Here is a 21234-nt window from a genome sequence, read left to right as displayed (position 1 = left end):
ATCGGCATGTTGAAAAAACAAACCGTATGGCTGTTGACGATGCTAAGCTTAGTGGTCGTGCTGTCGGTCTATTACGTGACAGCGCCGAAAGAGATGGGTGACAGCCCGGCGTTTACCGCCAATGAGAAAACGGACAAAATGAAAGAAGAACCGAGCGTCGCCATCGAAGAGGAGGGGGGAAAAGATAGTCCATCGACAGCCGGTGAAACAGGCGATGATTTGTTTATGGCGCTGCGCATGAAAATTGAGGACGAACGAAGCCGGCTGCGCGATGAACTGAACGCCGTTGTCGCTTCGGCGAACGCGACAGCCGAACAGAAAAATGAGGCGTTGAATAAAATTGAACAGCTGCAAGCGCTGTCTGAAAAGGAAGCAACGTTAGAGACGCTTATTAAATCAAAAGGCGGCTATGAAGATGTGCTCGTGCGCGCTGATGACGACCAAGTGCGCGTGACGATTAAAGCGAAAGAAAGTTCGGCTAAATCAGCAAACGAAGTGATTCATATGGTGAAAAAAGAAATTCCGGACGCCGAATACGTGACGGTTGAGTTTCAGCCGGCCGGATGAACACGCTGCTCTGTGTGGAGCGGCTTCTTTTTTTGCATAAAAAATCTTTTGTTTGTCCTACGGTTGTGTGTATAATCGTTATGAGCACGTTTTATTACCGTCTGCTAAAAGCGGGCTCCTGACAATTGGAGAAAGGTGTGAGATCGGTGAAAATTCAAGAAATCCGTGAATTGATTCGGTTGGTTGACCAATCCTCGATCGACGAATTTGTATACGAACAAGGCGAAACGAAAGTACATATGAAAAAAGCAGCTGTAGCCGCACCGACGGTAGCCGTACAGGCGGCGCCTGCTGCTCCGGCGGCGGCCGAACCGGCACCAGCGGCCTCACCGGTTCAAACGGCTGCCCCGGAAGCGCCGGCGCCGGAAGCGGAAAAACCGGCCGCTCCCGAAGTCAAACAAGCGCCAGCGGGCAACCTGCACCAAATTACATCGCCGATGGTCGGCACGTTTTACGCCGCTCCGGCGCCGGATAAGCCGCCGTATGTGAAGCCTGGCGATCAAGTGAAAAAAGATACCGTTGTTTGCATTATTGAAGCGATGAAGTTGTTTAACGAAATTGAAGCGGAAGTTGACGGCGAAATTGTCGAGGTGCTCGTGCAAAACGGCCAGCTCGTCGAATACGGCCAGCCGTTATTTTTGGTCAAGCCTGAATAAGGGAGAGAACGGACAATGATCAAAAAAGTGTTAGTGGCAAACCGCGGGGAAATCGCCGTCCGTATTATCCGCGCTTGCCGCGAGCTCGGCATTGAGACGGTCGCCGTCTTTTCGCAAGCCGACCGCGACGCCTTGCATGTGCAGCTCGCGGATGAGGCGTACTGCATCGGACCGACCGCTTCAAAAGACAGCTATTTAAATTTCACGAACATCATGAGCGTAGCCACGCTAACCGGTTGTGACGCCATCCATCCGGGCTATGGGTTTTTGGCGGAGAATGAGGCGTTTGCCGAGCTGTGCCGCGAGTGCAACGTCACGTTTATCGGCCCAAGCCCGGAAGCGATTACAAAAATGGGCATTAAAGACATCGCGCGTGAGACGATGCGCGAAGCTGGGGTGCCGGTCGTACCCGGCTCGCGCGGCGTCATTGAAAGCCTTGATGAGGCGCGGGCGATCGCCGCAGAGATCGGCTACCCGGTCATCATTAAAGCAACAGCCGGCGGTGGCGGGAAAGGGATTCGCGTCGCCCGCAATGAAGAAGAGCTCGTCAAAGGCATCAACATCACCCAGCAAGAGGCAGCAACAGCGTTTGGCAACCCGGGCGTCTATATTGAAAAATACATCGAAGATTTCCGTCATGTCGAAATTCAAGTGCTCGCTGATTCGTACGGCAATACGATCCATCTTGGCGAACGCGACTGCTCGATCCAGCGCCGGCTGCAAAAACTTGTCGAGGAAGCGCCGTCGCCGGCGCTCGATGACGAGATGCGCCAACAGATGGGCGAAGCGGCGGTCAAGGCGGCAAAAGCGGTCAATTACACGGGCGCCGGCACAGTGGAATTTATTTATGACCACCGGAACAAGCAGTTTTACTTCATGGAGATGAATACGCGCATTCAAGTCGAGCATCCGGTCACCGAGCTGATTACCGGCGTCGATTTAGTAAAAGAGCAAATCCGCATCGCGTCCGGCGAAAAGCTGTCGCTCGCCCAGGAGGATGTCGTCTTTAACGGTTGGTCGATCGAATGTCGCATCAATGCGGAAAATCCGGAGAAAAACTTCATGCCATCGCCCGGGAAGATCGCCATGTACTTGCCGCCAGGCGGACCGGGTGTGCGCGTCGATTCCGCCGCTTACCCGGGCTATATGATTCCGCCGTATTACGACTCCATGATCGCCAAATTGATCGTCCATGCGCCGACACGCGAAGAAGCGATCGCCCGCATGAGACGGGCGCTCGGCGAGTTTGTCATCGAAGGTGTTCATACGACGATTCCGTTTCACATAAAATTAATGGAGCATGAGAAATTTCAAAGTGGCGAGTTTAATACGAAGTTTTTGGAGTTATATGATATTATGAAGGCCGAATAGGAGGTGCCCTATGTCTGAACATGTGTTTGAACCCGACCAAGAGTATGCGGGCCTTGGCAAAGTCGAAATCGCGCCGGAAGTGATTGAAGTGATCGCCGGCATCGCGGCGAGCGAGGTCGACGGCCTCGCGCAAATGCGCGGCAATTTCGCCGCCGGTGTTGCGGAACGGTTCGGCAAAAAGCATCACGGCAAAGGCGTCAAAGTCGATTTGCGCGACGACGGCGTCGTGATCGACCTTTACTGCCTCGTCCAGTTTGGCGCGTCGATTCCGAACGTGGCGAAAAAAGTGCAAGAAAACGTACGCCAGGCGCTTTGGAACATGACTGGCCTTGAGACGAGCGAAGTGAACGTGCACATTGTCGGCATCCAGTTTGAAACCGGAAAGCCGGAGCAAGATGCGGTGGAACAACGGTAACACAGGAAAAGGCAGCTGCTTTCGAAGCAGCCGCCTTTTGTTTTTTTCGCCAAAGTTTGTTATTGTAATGAACGAGGCCGTTGGCACAGCTAGCGGCAGCGAACCGGCATCGCTAATGATTTGTGGGAAAGGGCTAGCTTTTTCCGAAAAATATGATATGATTTCAATATGAATGTTCGTGTTTAGGAAGGGGGAAGGCAATGAAGCGACATGAAGCGCGGGAAAAGGCGCTGCAGGCGCTGTTCCAAATCGATGTTGGCCACATTCCTCCGGATGAGGCGGTCGGCAATGTGGCAGGAAGCGGTGAAGTGGACCCGTTTTTGCGCCAGCTCGTATTCGGTGTCGTCGAGCACCAGGAGGAAATTGATGGGCTGCTGCGCTCGAATTTGGAAAAATGGGCGCTCGAGCGGGTCGCCAATGTTGACCGGGCTATTTTGCGCATGGCGACGTATGAAATGAAATATGTCGATGACGTACCAGTGAGCGTCAGCCTTGATGAAGCGGTCGAGCTGGCGAAAAAATTCGGCGATTGGAAATCCGGGAGTTTTGTCAACGGCGTGCTTTCCAAAGTGAAAGCGGCGTTGCAACAATAATATCGGCAAGCCGCGAAACGAAGCTTACGTTCACCCAGGCTCGGGTAAACTCATATCGACTGATGAACGAGGAGAGGAGAACAGGACGATCATGACAGCACAAATCATTAGCGGAACGGAATTGGCAAAAACGATTCGCACCGGGTTGGCGGATGAAGCGGCAAAGTTAAAGGCAAATGGTATCGAACCGGGACTGGCCGTCATTCTTGTCGGCGACGACCCGGCGTCACGCTCGTATGTGAAAGGAAAACAAAAAGCGTGCGCCGAAATCGGCATTCACTCATTCCTTTACACATATCCGGCTACGATCAGTGAAGAAGAGCTGCTCGCCAAAATCCGCGGGCTGAACGCCGATCCGGCCGTGCACGGCATTTTAGTGCAATTGCCGCTGCCGGATCATATTCGTGAATGGTCGGTCATTGAAACGATTGCCCCGGAAAAAGATGTCGACGGATTCCACCCGATCAATGTCGGAAAAATGGTGATCGGCCAGCCGGCGTTCCTTCCGTGCACCCCGCATGGCGTACTCATGATGGTCAAGTCTGCCGGCATCGATATCGTCGGAAAACATGTTGTCGTTGTCGGACGCAGCAACATCGTCGGCAAACCGGTCGGCCAACTGTTTTTGCGTGAGCATGCGACCGTCACCTACGCGCATTCGAAAACACCGGATTTGCCGGCCGTCACGCGCCAGGCCGACATTTTAATCGTCGCGGTCGGCAAGGCGCGCATAATCGGCCCGGAACACGTCAAACCGGGCGCAGTCGTCATTGATGTCGGCGTCAACCGGCTTGAGAGCGGTAAATTGTGCGGCGATGTCGATTTTGACACCGTAAAAGAAGTAGCCGGCTTCATGACGCCGGTGCCGGGAGGGGTCGGGCCAATGACGATTACGATGCTTTTGCACAATACGATCGAAGCGGCCCGGCAACTTGCTGCGAAGTGAGGGCGGATTTTGTGGAAGTCAAATATGTCACTGTCGGAGCGCTCACGAAATACATTAAGCGCAAATTTGACGTTGATCCGCATTTGCGCGATTTATGGATCAAGGGCGAGATTTCGAACTTTAAGCAACATTCGCGCGGCCATATGTATTTTACGTTAAAAGACAGCCAAGCGCGCATCGCCGCAGTCATGTTCGCCGGCTACAACCAACATTTGCCATTCCGTCCTGAAGACGGAATGAACGTGCTCGCGCGAGGGGAAATTTCCGTCTATGAGCCAAACGGCAACTACCAGCTATATGTGAAGGAAATGCAGCCGGAAGGCATCGGCCGCCTGTATTTGGCGTATGAGCAGCTGAAGCAGCGGCTTGAAGCGGAAGGACTGTTTTCGCCGGCTCACAAAAAGCCGCTGCCGGCGTTTCCGCGCTGTGTCGGTGTTGTCACATCGCCGACCGGGGCGGCGGTGCGCGATATTATGACGACGATTCGCCGCCGCTACCCGCTTGCCAAAGTCATTTTATTTCCGGCGCTCGTGCAAGGGGACGGGGCAGCGCCGTCGATCGTGCGCGCCATCGAGCGGGCGAACGAGTTCGGCGGGGTTGATGTGCTCATTGTCGGCCGCGGCGGAGGCTCGATCGAAGAGCTGTGGGCGTTTAATGAAGAAATCGTTGCCCGTGCTATTTTTGCTTCCCATGTTCCGGTCATTTCCGCCGTCGGCCATGAGACCGATTTTACGATCGCCGATTTTGTGGCGGATTTACGCGCGCCGACGCCAACGGCGGCAGCGGAGCTGGCGGTGCCGCACATCGGGGAGCTGGCTGAACGGCTCGCCGAGCGGAAATGGCGGCTCATCCGCGCCGTGAAAGAGCGGCTTGCCGCCAATCAGGAGCGGCTTAAACGGCTGCAGGCGTCGTATGCTTTTCGCTATCCGAAGCGGCTGTATGAGCAAAAAGAGCAACAGCTTGACGCGTTGCTTGAGCGGCTTGCCCGCCAGCGTGAACGGCTGATCGATAAAAAGCGCCAGCGGTTGCGCGAACTGCACTTGAGATTATGGCGCCATCATCCGGAGACGGAGCTCGGGCGGATGAAAGAGCGGCAAAAAGCGGCCGCCGGCGCGCTCGAAAAAGCGATGCGCACCGCTTTGGAGCGCCATGCGTTCCGCTTTCATTCCCACGTTGCGCGCCTTGAAGCGCTCAGTCCCCTTCGCATCATGGAACGCGGGTACAGTTTAGTGTACAACGAGCGGCACGAGCTTGTGAAACGGATCGGCCAGCTTCAAGTCGGCGAGCGTCTGTCCATCCGGGTTCAAGACGGACAAGTTGATTGTCAAGTAACGGGAGTGGAGGAGAAAACGACATGAGCGAAGAAAAAGAAATGACGTTCGAAGAGGCAATGAAACAGTTGGAAGCGATCGTCGAAAAACTGGAGGAAGGAAACGTGCCGCTTGAAGATGCGATTGCCTTTTTCCAAGAAGGGATGAAACTGTCGAAGCTTTGTCATGATAAATTGCAGCACGTTGAAAAGCAGCTCGAGTATATGTTGCGCGAAGACGGCGAGCTTGTCCCTTTTTCGCCAGAGGAGGCGTGACAGTTGGCGCAGTTTCAGATCGAACAATTTTTAAACGAGCAAAAACAGGCTGTGGAGGCAGCATTGTCGCGCTACATTGCGCGGCTTCGCGGTCCGGAGACGTTGAAAAAGGCGATGGCCTACTCGCTTGAAGCCGGCGGCAAGCGCATTCGCCCGCTCTTGTTGTTGTCAACGGTACAAGCGCTCGGTCAAAACCCGGGGATCGGCTTGCCGGTGGCTTGCGCCATTGAAATGATCCATACGTATTCGCTCATCCATGACGATTTGCCGAGCATGGACAATGACGATTTACGGCGCGGCAAGCCCACGAACCATAAAGTGTTCGGCGAGGCGATGGCGATTTTGGCGGGGGACGGGCTGTTGACGTATGCATTTCAATTGATCGCCGAGATCAATGATGAACGCGTGCCCCCGGCCATCCGGGTGCAGTTGATCACGCAGCTGGCGAAAGCGGCCGGTCCGGAAGGCATGGTGGCCGGACAAGTGGCCGATATGGAAGGAGAGGGGAAAACGCTGGCGCTGGCAGAGCTCGAATATATCCATCGGCATAAAACCGGAAAAATGCTGCAATATAGCGTGCACGCCGGGGCGCTGCTCGGCGGCGCCAACGCCGCGCAAATGCAAGAGCTTGACGCATTTGCCGCCCATTTAGGCCTCGCTTTTCAAATTCGCGACGATATTCTGGATATTGAAGGGACGGAAGAAAAAATCGGCAAACGGGTCGGCAGCGACCGTGAAAACAATAAGGCCACGTACCCGGGATTGCTGTCGCTTGCCGGCGCAAAAGAAAAACTGGCGTTTCATATTGATGCGGCGAAACATCATTTGCAACAAGCCGGCATTGATGGCGCCGTGCTTGCCTATATTTGCGAACTTGTTGCTGTCCGTGACCACTAATCGTAAGGCGGCCGACTTTGCTCCGTTTTTTGTTTCGCTTCGGAGCCGGGGGGCCGCTTTTTGTCCCGCTTGACAAGAAGCCCCACTCCATTTCCCCTTATCCCCTCAGCATGCTTTTTTTCTCTGTATTTATTTTTTTGCTATACTAAACAGAGCTGGCACATCGGCTTGTTTTAGCGGCAAAAGTCGATTTTTCGTGCCGAATCATGTATAATAATACTACCTGTATCATAGGAGAACCGGCTCGGGGAACGATCGAATGAAAGCGAGTGATCTTATTTGGATTTAACGAAAATTGAACATCCGCGCGTATTAAAAGCGATGTCCGTTCCAGAACTGAAACAGTTAAGCGCCGATATTCGGCGGTTTTTAATTGAAAAGCTGTCCAAAACGGGAGGGCACATCGGCCCGAATCTAGGAGTCGTCGAGCTGACGGTCGCTTTGCACCGGGAGTTTGACAGCCCGAAAGACAAACTCATTTGGGATGTCGGGCATCAATCGTACGTGCATAAAATTTTGACGGGGCGCGCCGCTGAATTCGATACGCTCCGTCAGTATAAAGGGTTGTCCGGATTCCCGAAGCGGAGCGAAAGCGAGCATGACGTCTGGGAAACGGGCCATAGCTCAACGTCGCTGTCGGCCGCGATGGGCATGGCGATCGCCCGCGATTTAAAAGGGACGGGTGAATATATTGTGCCGATCATCGGTGATGGGGCGTTAACCGGCGGCATGGCGCTTGAGGCGCTCAACCATATCGGCCATGAAAAAACGGATATGATCGTCATTTTAAATGACAACGAAATGTCGATCGCCCCGAACGTCGGGGCGCTGCACAACATTCTCGGCCGGCTGCGCACCGCCGGCAAATACCAATGGGTGAAAGATGAGCTCGAGCTGTTGCTCAAGCGCATCCCGGCGGTCGGCGGCAAGCTGGCGGCCACGGCCGAACGTTTGAAAGACAGCTTAAAATATTTGCTCGTTTCCGGTGTGTTTTTTGAAGAGCTCGGGTTTACGTATTTAGGCCCGGTTGACGGCCACGATTTTGATGATCTGTTCGAGAATTTGCGTTATGCGAAGAAGATGAAAGGACCGGTGCTTGTTCATGTGATCACGAAAAAAGGGAAAGGCTACAGCCCGGCGGAAAACGACAAAGTCGGGACGTGGCATGGCACCGGCCCGTACAAAATCGAAACCGGCACATTTGTGAAGGCGAAGGAAGCCGGGCCGTCGTGGAGTGCCCTTGTCAGTGAAACGGTGCGCCGGCTCGCGCGCACGGATCCGCGCATCGTCGCCATTACGCCGGCGATGCCGGTCGGCTCGAAGCTTGAAGGGTTTGCGAGCGAATTTCCGGACCGGATGTTTGATGTCGGCATCGCCGAGCAGCATGCGACGACGTTGGCGGCTGGGTTGGCGACGCAAGGAATGAAACCGTTTTTGGCCATTTATTCAACGTTTTTGCAGCGCGCGTACGACCAAGTCGTCCATGATGTATGCCGGCAAAACTTAAACGTCTTTTTCGCCATCGACCGCGCCGGGCTTGTCGGCGCCGACGGCGAAACGCATCAAGGGGTGTTTGACATTGCCTTTTTGCGCCATGTGCCAAACTTGGTGCTGATGATGCCAAAAGATGAAAATGAAGGCCAGCACATGGTGTATACGGCCATCCGCTACGACGGCGGGCCGATCGCCATGCGTTTTCCGCGTGGGAACGGGCTTGGCGTGCCGCTCGATGAAGAGCTAAAAGAAATTCCGATCGGCACGTGGGAAGTGCTGCGCGATGGCAACGATGCGGCGATCTTGACATTTGGAACAACAGTTTCCATGGCGCTTGAGGCGTCCGACCAACTGGCGAAAGACGGCGTGTCGGTCAAAGTCGTCAACGCCCGCTTTTTGAAGCCGATGGATGAAGCGATGCTTCTTGAACTGCTCGAGAGCCGTCTGCCGATATTAACGATTGAAGAGGCGGTATTGCAAGGCGGTTTTGGCAGCGCTGTGCTCGAATTTGCTCATGATCATGGCTATCACCAAGCGGTTATTGAACGGATGGGCATCCCTGACCGCTTTATCGAGCACGGAGGCGTCAGCGAGCTGCTGCGCGAAATTGGGCTGACGGCAGCCCATGTCGCTGACCGCATTAAAACGATCATGCCAAGAAAACAAAAAAGGGCTTGAGACATGATGAAAGGAAAAAAAGAACGGCTCGATGTGTTGCTTGTCGAACGCGGGTTGGCGGAAACGCGGGAAAAGGCGAAGCGGGCGATCATGGCCGGACTCGTCTATTCAAACGACGTCCGACTCGAGAAGCCCGGGGAAAAAGTGCCAGCTGACATCCCGCTTGAGGTGAAAGGCAATCCGCTTCCGTACGTCAGCCGCGGCGGTTTAAAACTCGAAAAAGCGTTGCGCGAGTTTCACATTCGTGTCGAACATAAAATTGTGCTTGATATCGGCGCCTCGACCGGCGGTTTCACCGATTGCGCTTTACAAAACGGGGCGAGACTATCGTACGCTGTTGACGTCGGCTACAATCAGCTCGCTTGGAAGCTGCGCCAAGACGAGCGCGTCGTTGTGATGGAGCGGACGAACTTCCGCTACGTGACGCCCGATTTGTTTACGAAAGGGCTGCCGGAAGTGGCGGTTATCGATGTGTCGTTCATTTCGCTTCGTCTCATTTTGCCGGTTGTGAAAACAGTCCTTGTGCCGGGCGGTGATGTAATCGCCCTCGTCAAGCCGCAGTTTGAAGCCGGCAAAGAAAACGTCGGCAAAAAAGGGATCGTCCGCGACCCGGACGTCCATCGGGACGTGCTCGAGTCGATCGTTCAATTTGCCTGTGCGGAAGGATTCGACGTTCTCCATTTGTCGTATTCACCGATCACCGGCGGCGATGGGAATATCGAGTTTTTGCTTCATGCCGTCTATCCCGGGGGAGGCCGGAAGGGGGAAAACCGCCTTTCAGTGCCGATCGCCCGCATTGTGAACGAGGCGCACGACCGCCTGCGGACAAAGGAGCGGGAATCAGGTGCTGAATAAGCATCCTCGGCGGAACGCGGTGAACCCCCCGAGGCTGGGGCCGGAAAGCCGGCATCTTGGAAAGCGAGGAGGTGGCGCAACTTGAACAAAGGGCAAAGGCATATTAAAATTCGCGAAATTATTATGAACAATGACATCGAAACGCAAGATGAGCTCGTCGACCGGCTGAAAGAAGCCGGCTTTAACGTCACCCAGGCGACCGTCTCGCGCGACATTAAAGAGATGCAGCTTGTCAAAGTGCCGATGGCCAACGGACGTTATAAATACAGCCTTCCGTCCGATCAGCGTTTCAATCCGCTGCAGAAGCTGAAACGAGCGCTTGTTGACGTGTTCATTAAGCTTGATGGAACCGGCAACTTGCTCGTGCTGCGGACGCTGCCGGGCAACGCCCACGCCATCGGGGTGTTGCTTGACAACCTGGATTGGAATGAAATCGTCGGCACGATTTGCGGCGACGATACATGTTTAATCATTTGCCGGACGCCAAAAGACGCCAAAAAAGTGTCGAACCAGCTGTTGTCCATGCTTTAACCGAGGACCGGCCCGATGTTCCGCCCTGCGCCAGGGAGAAGGAAAACGGGAACGGTCCTCGCTTGTCAATTCGAACGTATGTGCTATAATAAGGGGTAAGATAGGCAAGACATACGTGATTCGAATGTTCAAGGGGTGATGAAATGCTCGCCGAGCTGTCGATTAAAAATTTTGCCATTATTGAATCGCTCTCGTTGTCGTTTGATAAAGGGCTGACAGTGTTAACCGGCGAAACAGGGGCTGGTAAATCGATCATCATCGATGCGATTCATTTATTGATCGGCGGGCGCGGTTCCGCCGAGTTTGTTCGTTTCGGCGCGGAAAAGGCGGAAATCGAAGGGCTGTTTTTGCTTGACGATAACCGCCATCCGTGCTGCCAAAAATGCGCCGAGGTCGGCATCGATGTGAACGAAGGGATGGTCGTTTTGCGCCGTGACATTTTAGCCAATGGCAAAAGCGTCTGCCGCATTAACGGCAAGCTGGTGACGACAGCCGTATTGCGCGACATCGGGGCGACGCTTGTCGACATTCACGGCCAGCATGAACACCAAGAGTTGATGGATCCGTCCCGCCACTTACCGCTTCTTGACGAATTCGGCGGCGCGGAGGTGGCGGAGGCGCTCGCCCGCTATCGCGCCGTGTATAAGCAGCATGAGGCGTTGGTGAAAAAGTTAAAAAAGCTAAGTGAAAATGAGCAACAAATGGCGCATCGGCTCGATTTATTGACATTCCAGCTGCGGGAAATCGAGCAGGCAACGCTCGAGCCGGGGGAAGACGAACGGCTGATGGAAGAAAAAGTGCGCATCGTCAACTTTCAAAAGATATACGGGGCCATCCAGAAGAGCTATGAAGCGCTCGCCGGTGAAGGGCGCGGCCTTGACTCAATCGGGGAGGCGATGATCCAGCTCGATGACGTCGCCGCGATGGACGCATCGCTCAAAGAGGCGCATGAAACGGTGGCCAACAGCTACTATTTGCTCGAGGACGTCATGTACAAGCTGCGCGATCAGCTTGAGGAGCTCGAATACGACCCGGCGCGGCTTGACGCCATTGAAAGCCGCCTCGCCGAAATCCAGCAGTTAAAGCGGAAATACGGCGCCACGATCGCCGACATTTTGCAATACGCTGGGGCGATTGCGGAGGAAATCGAGACAATTGAAAACCGCGAGACGCATGTGCACGAGCTTGAACGGCAGCTCGCGGCAGTGACGGGTGATTTGCTTGTTGAGGCGAAACATGTGACCAACGTCCGCCAGGCGTACGCCCGGGATTTGATTGGGCGCATTCACCAAGAGTTGAAAGATTTGTACATGGAGAAGACACAGTTTGACATTCTCTTTGCGAAGCGTGAAGGACCGCTTGATGCTCCGTTAGTCGATGGCGTGCCGGTGAAGTTTCATGAAGATGGCATCGACGCCGTTGAGTTTTACATCTCAACGAACGTCGGCGAGCCGTTGAAACCGCTCGTTAAAGTTGCTTCAGGCGGGGAGCTGTCACGTATTATGTTGGCGTTGAAAACGATCTTTTCCAAACATCAAGGGGTGACCTCGATTATTTTCGACGAGGTGGACACGGGCGTCAGCGGCCGCGTCGCCCAGGCGATCGCCGAAAAAATTTACCGCATCGCCAGCGGTTCACAAGTGCTATGTATTTCTCACCTGCCGCAAGTGGCCGCCATGGCGGATACGCATTTATTGATCGCCAAAGAAACGGACGGAACGCGGACGAAAACAGTGGTGAAAAAGTTGGATGAGGAGGAGAAGGTAAAAGAAATCGGGCGGATGATTTCCGGCGTCGAAATGACAGAATTGACGAAACAACACGCCAAGGAGCTATTGGAGCTGGCGGCTAAAATGAAACAATAACGCTATGCTTCCCGATGATGCTATGCCGTCTCATCCGATGTCGGGCGCTCCCCATGCCACCTGTCCCGGCGTAGGCCGTTCATGTGCTGCCGGGATGCAACGCCATCCATTCCGGGCAGCTTTTTTTATTAGCGCTGCGATTATATTTTCCCCTGTTCAGGCAAAATTAAAACTGTAACCGTTTTTGCATGGTGTAGGCGGGAGCGAGGAGAGTGAACGACATTGAAGAAAGAAACGGCGCGAAAAATCGCAGGAGTGCTTCTCCTTGTCATACTGATGGCGATCGGTTTTTCCAAACCGATGAAGGAATATTGGCAAATTCCAAAGAAGCTTGTGCTGTTTGAAGGCGATACGGTCGAATTCCGGGCGTCATCCCTTCCGGTGCAAGCGGCCGCCAATGACCGAAACGCTCCCGAAACGCTCAATGTTGAGCAAAAAAACGGTTCATTGTCTGTAAAGGCGAAACAGCGCGGAGAAGAAACGTTGATTTTGCAGGTCGCCGGAATGCCGATTAAGCAAGTGGATGTCAACGTATTGCCGACGCTGAAAGTCATTCCCGGCGGGCAGTCCATCGGCGTGAAACTCAACACGGTCGGCGTTCTCGTCGTCGGTTATCATCTCGTCGAAACCGAAAACGGGAAAAAATCGCCGGGAGAAGCGGCTGGCATCCAAGTCGGCGACATCATCACCGGCATTAACGGCCAAAAAATTGAAAACATGAGCGACCTCTCCCCTTTCATTGAGGAAGCCGGCAAAACAGGAAAACCGCTTCATCTGCAAATTCTGCGTGACCAGCACTCCATGACGGCGAAGCTCGTTCCGCTGAAAGACAAGCATGACGACGTGTACCGCATCGGCTTATACATCCGCGATTCTGCTGCCGGCATCGGGACGATGACATTTTATGACCCGAAGTCGAAAAAATACGGCGCACTTGGCCATGTCATTTCCGATATGGATACAAAAAAGCCGATTGTCGTCCAAGATGGACAAATTATGCGCTCAACCGTCACGTCCATTGAAAAGGGGACGAGCGGCAATCCAGGTGAAAAATTGGCCCGCTTTTCCGATGGCGAGGAAGTGATTGGCACTATTACGAACAACAGCCCGTTTGGCATTTTCGGCAAGCTGACCAAATCGTTGCCAGACGGCCCGATCAAGAAACCGATTCCAATCGCTTTGGCGAGCCAGGTGAAAGAAGGGCCGGCGAAAATGCTGACGGTGGTGGAAAACAACAAAGTCGAGCAATTTGACGTAGAAATTGTGAGTACCGTCCCGCAAAAGTTCCCGGCAACAAAAGGGCTCGTCATTCGCGTCACCGATCCGCGCCTGTTGAAGAAAACGGGCGGTATCGTTCAAGGGATGAGCGGCAGCCCGATCATTCAAGACGGAAAGCTTGTCGGTGCGGTGACACACGTCTTTGTTAACGATCCGACGTCCGGCTATGGCGTTCATATCGAATGGATGTTGCAGGAAGCAGGAATCGACGTATATGGCAAACAAAAAAAGGCGAGCTGACCCGGTCAGCCCGCCTTTTTTGGCTGCCGGCAAATTTTTTTTAAAAAAGGCGGCAAAATTTTTGCCGGTTTGGCATAGATATTTGGTGAAACATCCGTTAAAATGGAACATGTAAAGATTTTTCGACAAATACGTATTTTTTGAGAGCAAATATTGTCTAATGAACTCGTCTTTTGTTATAATTTTTGTTTTTCGCTAATTTATGAAAAATAAAAGGATTTTTTGCCACTGCTGTCGAATGTACGTTAAAGGAATTTTACATAGCAAGAAAAGTGGGGGAGGACGATTGTTTTGAGCATTAAAGTATGCATTGCCGATGATAACCGTGAATTGGTGACATTGCTTGATGAATATATTTCGAGCCAGCCGGACATGGAAGTAATCGGTACGGCCTACATTTTTTTAAAAAAGGCGGCAAAATTTTTGCCGGTTTGGCATAGATATTTGGTGAAACATCCGTTAAAATGGAACATGTAAAGATTTTTCGACAAATACGTATTTTTTGAGAGCAAATATTGTCTAATGAACTCGTCTTTTGTTATAATTTTTGTTTTTCGCTAATTTATGAAAAATAAAAGGATTTTTTGCCACTGCTGTCGAATGTACGTTAAAGGAATTTTACATAGCAAGAAAAGTGGGGGAGGACGATTGTTTTGAGCATTAAAGTATGCATTGCCGATGATAACCGTGAATTGGTGACATTGCTTGATGAATATATTTCGAGCCAGCCGGACATGGAAGTAATCGGTACGGCCTACAACGGCCAAGACTGCTTACACCTGCTTGAAGAGAAGCAGCCGGACATTTTGCTTTTGGATATCATTATGCCCCATTTAGACGGTTTGGCCGTGCTTGAAAAAGTCCGCACCGGCTTTGAGCACCAACCGAATGTCATTATGCTGACGGCGTTCGGTCAGGAAGATGTGACAAAAAAAGCGGTCGAACTCGGCGCTTCCTATTTCATTTTAAAACCGTTTGATATGGAAAACTTAGTCAAACATATTCGGCAAACTTACGGAAAAACCGCGCCAGCCGCCAAAAAAGTAGCTCCGGCGTACCAAGCGCGCGACAATAAGCCGAAAAACTTAGATGCGAGCATTACGAGCATCATCCATGAAATCGGCGTCCCGGCCCATATTAAAGGGTATTTGTATTTGCGCGAGGCGATCGCCATGGTATACCATGACATCGAATTGCTCGGTTCGATCACGAAAGTGCTCTACCCGGACATCGCGAAAAAATACAACACGACCGCGAGCCGCGTCGAGCGCGCCATCCGCCATGCCATTGAAGTCGCCTGGAGCCGCGGCAACCTCGAATCGATTTCTTCGCTGTTCGGCTACACCGTCAGCGTTTCGAAAGCCAAGCCGACGAACTCCGAATTTATCGCGATGGTGGCCGACAAGCTGCGGCTTGAGCATAAGGCGTCATAAAGGACGGAACGCGGTGAAGGCAAAAAGGCGAGCCTAAAAAGCGGTCAAAACCGACTTTTTTTGGCGTCGCCTTTTTGCTGCCAGGCGCGGCGCCTAAAAAATGAAGCCGCCCTGTGGCAAGGGCGGGCCGGCTACGATTCGTCATGTTCTGGTTCCTTTTTCTCGAGTTCGAGCAATTTTTTCATCAAAATGTGCGGCGGCATGTGCATTACTCGCTCGATTGGCACGCCGAGCGCTTTTGCCAGCTTTTGCGCCGTCTCCAAGGAAATTTTCAGCGGCTGCATCATCTTCCCCTCCAGTGTCTCATACATTACTTTTAGTATACCTGATCACTGCCGCTTTCGGCCAGCTTTGCCGGCCAAATGGCGAATATATGGGAAAGGAAGAAACGGCATGACACATATTTTTGCCCACCGCGGGGCGGCGGGAACCCACCCGGAAAATACGATGGCAGCGTTTGAAGAAGCGCTGAAGGCGGGGGCGGATGGCATTGAGCTTGATGTGCAGTTGACGAAAGACGGCGAACCGGTCGTCATTCACGACGAAACGGTCGACCGGACGACTGACGGGAGCGGCTGGGTGCGTGACATGACGTATCGCGAGTTGCGCAAATTGAATGCGGCGGCAAAATGGAATGGCCGTTACGGCCATTGCCCGATTCCCCATCTCGAGGAAGTGCTCGCCTGGCTGGCGCCGACGCCGCTTATGGTCAACATTGAGCTGAAAAACAGCCTCGTGGCTTATGAAAGGCTTGAGCAAAAGGCGATCGCCGTTGTGCACCGCTACGGGCTTGAGAACCGGACGATTTTTTCATCGTTCAACCATAACAGCATGCGTCTTTGCCGCCAGTTGGCGCCGGAGATCGAAACAGCGCTCCTCTACATGGAGCCGCTCTACGACCCGTGGACATATGTGCGGGCAATGAAAGCGGAGGGAGTGCATCCGTACTATCGGACAGTCACAGCTGCGTTTGTCATGGACGCACAGCGTCGCGGCGTGGCCGTCCGTCCGTTTACGGTGAACAAGCCGAAAACGGTGAAGACGATGTTCGCCTATAAAGTGGATGCCATTTTCACCGACGATCCGCGCCAAGCGAAGGAATGGAAAGAGAAAACGCCTTAACGACAACCGTTAAGGCGTTTTTTAGTTTGCCTTGAAACGGATAGATGCCAACGCAACAGCCGTCAGCTTCCGAATTAAGGCGTGTTTCGTTTTCGTTGAAAACGCGCTTGCACTTTGTTCCGTTTTCGGTCGCGGTGCAGCAAAAACCCGCCGATAAACGCCAGCCCGGCCGCAAACAGCACAAGCCCGGCGAGAAATTGCATCCATAAGGCGGCAAACGGCGGCTGCATGATGCCAAACAATGCATCGCGCATCCATTTAATGCCGAGCGCCGCCGCCAATCCCGGAACGACTAAAATCAACAGCGCCATTATTCGCCCCATCGCGATCGCGTTCCTTTCCAAAAAGAAGTCGTTTCATCGACTATCATAGCGGTTATTGGCCATTTGTCAAGGAACGAAAAAGCGGGTATGATAAAACTGCCTGCAAAATTTGGCATAAGATGAAATGTGGGGGAACAGAATGAAAAACGTGATCATCATCGGGGCGGATTCGCGGGGAACCTCGCTGCTGAAACTGCTTCATGAAGCGTCAGGGTTTGACGTCGTGGCCGTCATTGATGTCGATGACAGCGCCCCGGGGCTGCAGCTGGCGCGAAAATGGGGCATTGCGGTTGGCAGTGACTGGCGCCCATGGATGGACGGACCGCTTGATTTGATTATTGAAACGACCGGGAAAACAGACGTTCTTGAAGAAATCCGCGAGCGGGCGCCCAAGGGGGCGAATATCGTCCCGAGCGCTGTCGCGCGGATGATGGCGGAGCTCGTCGAGGAGAAGGAAGCGCTCATCGCCAAGCTGAAAAGCGAGGCGGCCCGGCGCGCTCTAATTTTCCATTCGTCCCACGATGGCATGATTGTCGTTGATGAATATGCTTACATTACCGATATGAATGAAAGCGCCGCCCAGCTTCTCGAAGTGGACAAGGACGAGGTAATCGGCCGCCATATTTTGTCCGTCTTGCCGTCAAGCGGCTTGCCGCGCGTGCTGAAAACGAGACAGACAGAGTTTCACCAAGAAGTGGAGTTGGCCAATGGAAAAAAATTGATCACCACCCGCATCCCGATTATTGACGACAGCGGCAAATTATTCGGGGCGCTTGCCGTGTTCAAAGATATCACCGAACTAGTTGCTTTGGCGGAAGAGATCACAGACTTAAAAGAAGTGCGCATGATGCTTGAGGCGATCATCTACTCATCGGAAGAAGCCATTTCTGTCGTGGATGAAAACGGAAACGGCATTTTGATCAATCCGGCTTATACCCGGCTCACCGGCCTGACGAAAGAGGAAGTGATCGGCAAGCCGGCGACCGCTGACATCTCCGAAGGGGAAAGCATGCATATGCAAGTGTTGAAAACGCGCCGTCCGGTGCGCGGCGCGCGCATGAAAGTCGGCCCGAAAAACCGCGATGTCGTCGTCAACGTCGCCCCGATCATCGTCGACGGGGTGCTTAAAGGAAGCGTCGGCGTCATTCATGATGTGTCGGAAATCCAGCGGCTGACAGCCGAGCTCAACCGGGCGCGGCAAATCATCCGCACGCTCGAGGCGAAATATTCGTTTGCCGATATTGTTGGCGAATCGGAAGAAATGAAAGTGGCTATGGAACAAGCGAAACTGGCGGCGACGACGCCGGTGACGATTTTGCTGCGCGGGGAATCGGGCACAGGCAAAGAGCTGTTTGCCCACGCCATCCACAATGCGAGCGACCGGAAGTATAACAAGTTTATCCGCGTCAATTGCGCCGCCATTCCGGAAACATTATTAGAAAGCGAACTGTTTGGCTATGAGGAAGGAGCGTTTTCCGGCGCCCGGCGTGGCGGTAAGCGCGGGCTGTTTGAAGAGGCGAACAACGGCAGCATTTTCCTCGATGAAATCGGCGAGCTGTCGGCCGGCACGCAGGCGAAGCTGCTCCGCGTTTTGCAGGAGCGGGAAATCGTCCGCGTCGGCGGCACGAAACCGATTCCGATCAACGTCCGCGTCATCGCCGCCACGAACGTCAACCTCGAAAAGGCGATTGCCGACGGCACATTTCGCGAAGACTTATATTACCGGCTCAATCGAATGCCGATTTATATCCCGCCGTTGCGCGCCCGCAAAGAAGACATTCCGGCTCTTTGCCGCCATTTGATCCAAAAGCTGAACCAAGACTACGGCCGCAACGTCGAAGGGGTGACAGACGAAGCCATGGCCCGCCTTCTCGCCTACGACTGGCCGGGCAACGTCCGCGAGCTCGAGAACGTGCTCGGGCGGGCGATGATTTTTATGAAGTTTCATGAAGTCATGATCGATGTTTCACATTTGCCGCCGCTTTCCGCGCCGTCGGCCGCGCCGGCGGTTCGCCCCGAAACGGAAGGGGAACTCCGGCCGCTTGACGAGATGCTGGGCCGGTATGAAGCCCAATTGCTCGAAGAGGCGCTCCGGCGTCATCGCGGCAATAAAACGGCGGCAGCCCGCGCGCTTGGCATTTCGGTGCGCAATTTATACTACAAGCTTGAAAAGTACGATATTGACAAAAATAGCACGCAATAATTTGCGTTGTGCGAAGAAATTTGCGCAAATGAATTTCAACAACCTTTATTGTATAAAGCGCTTTCATAAGTTTGTGGTTGGCATGGTTTTTGCATATAAAAAAGTGCCTCGACGGATTGGCAGAAAAGGTTGGTGCAGACGATGAAGCTGAAAACATTGATCGAGGAAGCAAGTCAATGTCAAGGACGGACGGTGGCTGTGGCCGCCGCCGAGGATGAGGAAGTGATCGAAGCGGTGGCGATGGCGACTAGGCATCGCCTCGGACGGTTTGTGTTGTACGGGGACCGGGAGCGAATTGGACGATTGCTCAAGGAAAAGGGGTGCGTCGGTTCTTCCGATGTTGACATCGTTCACGCCAATTCGGTCGTCCAGGCGGCTGAACTGGCGGTGCGCGCCGTTCATTTGAATGAAGCAGATGCCTTGATGAAAGGGCATGTGCCGACAGCAACGCTGCTGAAAGCTGTCTTGAACAAAGAATACGGGTTGCGCGCCGGGAGGGTGTTGTCCCATGTCGCGGTGTTTGAAGTGCCGGAGTTCGATCAGCTCGTCATCGTAACCGATGCGGCGATGAACATCGCCCCCGATCTCGAGCAAAAAGTGCAAATTGTGAACAATGCCGTCAGTGTGGCGCACTCGATCGGCATCGAACAGCCGAAAGTGGCCGCCTTGGCGGCGGTGGAAACGGTGAACCCGGCCATGCCGGTGACGCTTGACGCGGCTGCCCTTAGTATGATGCAGCGGCGCGGGCAAATCGAACATTGTCTCATTGACGGGCCGCTTGCGCTTGATAATGCCGTGTCGTCCGCAGCGGCAAGCCATAAGCGGATTGACAGCGAAGTAGCCGGACAGGCTGATATTTTGCTTGTGCCGGACATTGAATCCGGCAACATGTTGTACAAATCGCTCGTCTATTTTGCGAAAGCCAAAGTCGGCGCGGTCATCGCCGGGGCGAAGGCGCCGATCGTCTTGACGTCGCGCGCCGACTCGGCGGAAAGCAAATTGTATTCGTTGGCGCTCGCCATCTGTTCGGCAGCGAAATAAACAAAGGAGGCCTTCTTTGATGGAACTGTTTCAATATATGGAAAAATACGATTATGAACAAGTGTTGTTTTGCCAAGATAAAGAGTCCGGCTTGAAAGCGATCATCGCCATTCACGATACGACGCTCGGCCCGGCGTTGGGTGGCACGCGCATGTGGATGTACAATTCGGAGGAGGAGGCGCTTGAAGACGCCTTGCGCCTCGCCCGCGGCATGACGTACAAAAACGCAGCCGCCGGCCTCAATTTGGGCGGCGGCAAAACGGTGATCATCGGCGACCCGCGCAAAGACAAAAATGAAGCGATGTTCCGGGCGTTCGGCCGCTTCATTCAAGGGCTGAACGGTCGCTACATCACGGCGGAAGACGTCGGCACGACCGTCGCCGATATGGACATCATCTACCAAGAAACGGACTATGTAACCGGCATTTCGCCGGAATTTGGCTCGTCCGGCAACCCGTCGCCGGCGACCGCCTACGGTGTCTATCGCGGCATGAAAGCGGCCGTAAAAGAAGCGTTCGGCAGCGATTCGCTCGAAGGGAAAGTCGTCGCCGTCCAAGGGGTCGGCAACGTCGCCTATCATCTTTGCCGCCATTTGCATGAAGAAGGGGCGAAGCTCATTGTCACTGACATCAACAAAGAAGCTGTCGCCCGTGCCGTCGAAGAATTCGGGGCGCAAGCGGTCGACCCGAACGACATTTACGGCGTCGAGTGCGACATTTTCGCTCCATGCGCGCTCGGCGGCATCATTAACGACCAAACGATTCCACAGCTGAAGGCGAAAGTGATCGCCGGTTCGGCGAACAACCAGCTGAAAGAATCGCGCCATGGCGACATCATCCATGAGATGGGCATCGTCTATGCCCCGGACTATGTGATCAACGCCGGCGGTGTCATCAACGTCGCGGATGAACTGTACGGCTACAACCGCGAACGGGCGATGAAAAAAATCGAGCAAATTTATGACAACATTGAAAAAGTGTTGGCGATCGCCAAGCGCGACAACATTCCGACGTATGTGGCCGCCGACCGGATGGCGGAAGAGCGGATTGACACGATGCGCAAGGTGCGCAGCCAATTTTTGCAAAACGGCCACCATATTTTAAGCCGCCGCCGCGGCCGCTAATTACGGCAAGGGGGCGGC

Annotated in this window: 21 protein-coding genes and 1 pseudogene; 20 read left to right on the top strand and 2 right to left on the bottom strand. The window is 53.6% G+C overall.

Features of this window, described 5'->3' with window-relative positions; genetic code table 11:
- The first annotated feature begins 6 nt into the window (after positions 1-6).
- From M493_RS11545 to spo0A, 16 genes and pseudogenes are all read left to right on the top strand, one after another.
- Positions 7-567 (top strand): SpoIIIAH-like family protein, encoded by a 561-nt coding sequence (locus M493_RS11545; protein ID WP_020960533.1) that lies wholly within the window; start codon positions 7-9, stop codon positions 565-567.
- A 146-nt stretch (positions 568-713) separates the two neighbouring features.
- The gene (accB, locus tag M493_RS11540) at positions 714-1223 is read left to right on the top strand and encodes an acetyl-CoA carboxylase biotin carboxyl carrier protein (protein ID WP_020960532.1); all 510 of its coding nucleotides are present in this window, start codon (positions 714-716) and stop codon (positions 1221-1223) included.
- Between the two features lie 15 nt (positions 1224-1238).
- On the top strand, positions 1239-2594 hold the full coding sequence (gene accC / locus M493_RS11535; protein ID WP_020960531.1) for an acetyl-CoA carboxylase biotin carboxylase subunit: 1356 nt from the start codon (positions 1239-1241) through the stop codon (positions 2592-2594).
- Positions 2595-2604: 10 nt separating this feature from the next.
- Complete coding sequence (locus M493_RS11530; RefSeq protein ID WP_020960530.1) at positions 2605-3009, top strand: Asp23/Gls24 family envelope stress response protein; 405 nt, start codon at positions 2605-2607, stop codon at positions 3007-3009.
- Positions 3010-3209: 200 nt separating this feature from the next.
- The gene (gene nusB, locus M493_RS11525) at positions 3210-3602 is read left to right on the top strand and encodes a transcription antitermination factor NusB (RefSeq protein WP_020960529.1); all 393 of its coding nucleotides are present in this window, start codon (positions 3210-3212) and stop codon (positions 3600-3602) included.
- Positions 3603-3693: 91 nt separating this feature from the next.
- Positions 3694-4548 carry a bifunctional methylenetetrahydrofolate dehydrogenase/methenyltetrahydrofolate cyclohydrolase FolD gene (folD, locus tag M493_RS11520; RefSeq protein ID WP_020960528.1) on the top strand — a complete coding sequence of 285 codons (855 nt, stop codon included), beginning with the start codon at positions 3694-3696 and terminating at the stop codon, positions 4546-4548.
- A gap of 11 nt (positions 4549-4559) precedes the next feature.
- Positions 4560-5906 carry an exodeoxyribonuclease VII large subunit gene (gene xseA / locus M493_RS11515; RefSeq protein ID WP_023817686.1) on the top strand — a complete coding sequence of 449 codons (1347 nt, stop codon included), beginning with the start codon at positions 4560-4562 and terminating at the stop codon, positions 5904-5906.
- Positions 5903-6133: an exodeoxyribonuclease VII small subunit gene (locus M493_RS11510; RefSeq protein ID WP_020960526.1), complete on the top strand. Its 231-nt coding sequence runs from the start codon at positions 5903-5905 to the stop codon at positions 6131-6133. Before xseA ends, M493_RS11510 begins: the two co-directional genes overlap by 4 nt.
- A gap of 3 nt (positions 6134-6136) precedes the next feature.
- The gene (locus tag M493_RS11505) at positions 6137-7030 is read left to right on the top strand and encodes a polyprenyl synthetase family protein (RefSeq protein ID WP_020960525.1); all 894 of its coding nucleotides are present in this window, start codon (positions 6137-6139) and stop codon (positions 7028-7030) included.
- 279 nt (positions 7031-7309) lie between these two features.
- Complete coding sequence (dxs, locus tag M493_RS11500) at positions 7310-9202, top strand: 1-deoxy-D-xylulose-5-phosphate synthase (RefSeq protein ID WP_020960523.1); 1893 nt, start codon at positions 7310-7312, stop codon at positions 9200-9202.
- Between the two features lie 6 nt (positions 9203-9208).
- Positions 9209-10057, top strand: a complete 849-nt coding sequence (locus M493_RS11495; RefSeq protein WP_041267962.1) for a TlyA family RNA methyltransferase — start codon at positions 9209-9211, stop codon at positions 10055-10057.
- Between the two features lie 81 nt (positions 10058-10138).
- Complete coding sequence (gene ahrC, locus M493_RS11490; RefSeq protein WP_020960521.1) at positions 10139-10588, top strand: transcriptional regulator AhrC/ArgR; 450 nt, start codon at positions 10139-10141, stop codon at positions 10586-10588.
- Positions 10589-10731: 143 nt separating this feature from the next.
- Positions 10732-12453 (top strand): DNA repair protein RecN, encoded by a 1722-nt coding sequence (gene recN, locus M493_RS11485; RefSeq protein WP_020960520.1) that lies wholly within the window; start codon positions 10732-10734, stop codon positions 12451-12453.
- Between the two features lie 222 nt (positions 12454-12675).
- Entirely contained in the window at positions 12676-13971 is a 1296-nt protein-coding gene (gene spoIVB / locus M493_RS11480) for a SpoIVB peptidase (RefSeq protein WP_020960519.1), read from the top strand.
- Positions 13972-14262: 291 nt separating this feature from the next.
- Positions 14263-14367: pseudogene (locus M493_RS18315) on the top strand (sporulation transcription factor Spo0A); the annotation flags it as partial.
- Between the two features lie 257 nt (positions 14368-14624).
- Complete coding sequence (gene spo0A / locus M493_RS11470) at positions 14625-15404, top strand: sporulation transcription factor Spo0A (protein ID WP_020960516.1); 780 nt, start codon at positions 14625-14627, stop codon at positions 15402-15404.
- Between the two features lie 131 nt (positions 15405-15535).
- Here the strand turns inward: spo0A and M493_RS17755 are convergent, their stop codons facing one another.
- A complete protein-coding gene (locus M493_RS17755) occupies positions 15536-15688 on the bottom strand; it encodes a YycC family protein (RefSeq protein ID WP_020960515.1) in 153 nt (50 codons plus the stop codon).
- 109 nt (positions 15689-15797) lie between these two features.
- Here M493_RS17755 and M493_RS11465 point away from each other — a divergent pair, with 109 nt between their 5' ends.
- On the top strand, positions 15798-16526 hold the full coding sequence (locus M493_RS11465; protein ID WP_020960514.1) for a glycerophosphodiester phosphodiesterase: 729 nt from the start codon (positions 15798-15800) through the stop codon (positions 16524-16526).
- A 74-nt stretch (positions 16527-16600) separates the two neighbouring features.
- On the opposite strand, the gene M493_RS11460 is transcribed toward M493_RS11465, so the two are convergent.
- Positions 16601-16849: a DUF2627 domain-containing protein gene (locus tag M493_RS11460; protein ID WP_041267779.1), complete on the bottom strand. Its 249-nt coding sequence runs from the start codon at positions 16847-16849 to the stop codon at positions 16601-16603.
- 139 nt (positions 16850-16988) lie between these two features.
- Between M493_RS11460 and M493_RS11455 the strand changes: the two genes are divergently transcribed.
- From M493_RS11455 to M493_RS11445, 3 genes are all read left to right on the top strand, one after another.
- Entirely contained in the window at positions 16989-19052 is a 2064-nt protein-coding gene (locus tag M493_RS11455; RefSeq protein ID WP_020960512.1) for a sigma-54 interaction domain-containing protein, read from the top strand.
- A 141-nt stretch (positions 19053-19193) separates the two neighbouring features.
- Positions 19194-20093, top strand: a complete 900-nt coding sequence (gene yqiS, locus M493_RS11450) for a phosphate butyryltransferase (protein ID WP_020960511.1) — start codon at positions 19194-19196, stop codon at positions 20091-20093.
- A 19-nt stretch (positions 20094-20112) separates the two neighbouring features.
- Positions 20113-21216 (top strand): leucine dehydrogenase, encoded by a 1104-nt coding sequence (locus tag M493_RS11445; RefSeq protein ID WP_020960510.1) that lies wholly within the window; start codon positions 20113-20115, stop codon positions 21214-21216.
- Positions 21217-21234 lie beyond the last annotated feature (18 nt).

The sequence above is a fragment of the Geobacillus genomosp. 3 genome (genome assembly GCF_000445995.2).
GTDB lineage: Bacteria > Bacillota > Bacilli > Bacillales > Anoxybacillaceae > Geobacillus.
This window is presented reverse-complemented; position numbering and strand designations above follow the sequence as displayed.

Coding starts and splice junctions, on each gene's coding strand:
- M493_RS11545 (WP_020960533.1), top strand. CDS start 7: ATGTTGAAAAAACAAACCGTATGGCTGTTGACGATGCTAAGCTTAGTG.
- accC (WP_020960531.1), top strand. CDS start 1,239: ATGATCAAAAAAGTGTTAGTGGCAAACCGCGGGGAAATCGCCGTCCGT.
- M493_RS11530 (WP_020960530.1), top strand. CDS start 2,605: ATGTCTGAACATGTGTTTGAACCCGACCAAGAGTATGCGGGCCTTGGC.
- nusB (WP_020960529.1), top strand. CDS start 3,210: ATGAAGCGACATGAAGCGCGGGAAAAGGCGCTGCAGGCGCTGTTCCAA.
- folD (WP_020960528.1), top strand. CDS start 3,694: ATGACAGCACAAATCATTAGCGGAACGGAATTGGCAAAAACGATTCGC.
- M493_RS11510 (WP_020960526.1), top strand. CDS start 5,903: ATGAGCGAAGAAAAAGAAATGACGTTCGAAGAGGCAATGAAACAGTTG.
- M493_RS11495 (WP_041267962.1), top strand. CDS start 9,209: ATGAAAGGAAAAAAAGAACGGCTCGATGTGTTGCTTGTCGAACGCGGG.
- recN (WP_020960520.1), top strand. CDS start 10,732: ATGCTCGCCGAGCTGTCGATTAAAAATTTTGCCATTATTGAATCGCTC.
- M493_RS17755 (WP_020960515.1), bottom strand. CDS start 15,688: ATGCAGCCGCTGAAAATTTCCTTGGAGACGGCGCAAAAGCTGGCAAAA.
- M493_RS11465 (WP_020960514.1), top strand. CDS start 15,798: ATGACACATATTTTTGCCCACCGCGGGGCGGCGGGAACCCACCCGGAA.
- M493_RS11460 (WP_041267779.1), bottom strand. CDS start 16,849: ATGGGGCGAATAATGGCGCTGTTGATTTTAGTCGTTCCGGGATTGGCG.
- M493_RS11455 (WP_020960512.1), top strand. CDS start 16,989: ATGAAAAACGTGATCATCATCGGGGCGGATTCGCGGGGAACCTCGCTG.
- yqiS (WP_020960511.1), top strand. CDS start 19,194: ATGAAGCTGAAAACATTGATCGAGGAAGCAAGTCAATGTCAAGGACGG.
- M493_RS11445 (WP_020960510.1), top strand. CDS start 20,113: ATGGAACTGTTTCAATATATGGAAAAATACGATTATGAACAAGTGTTG.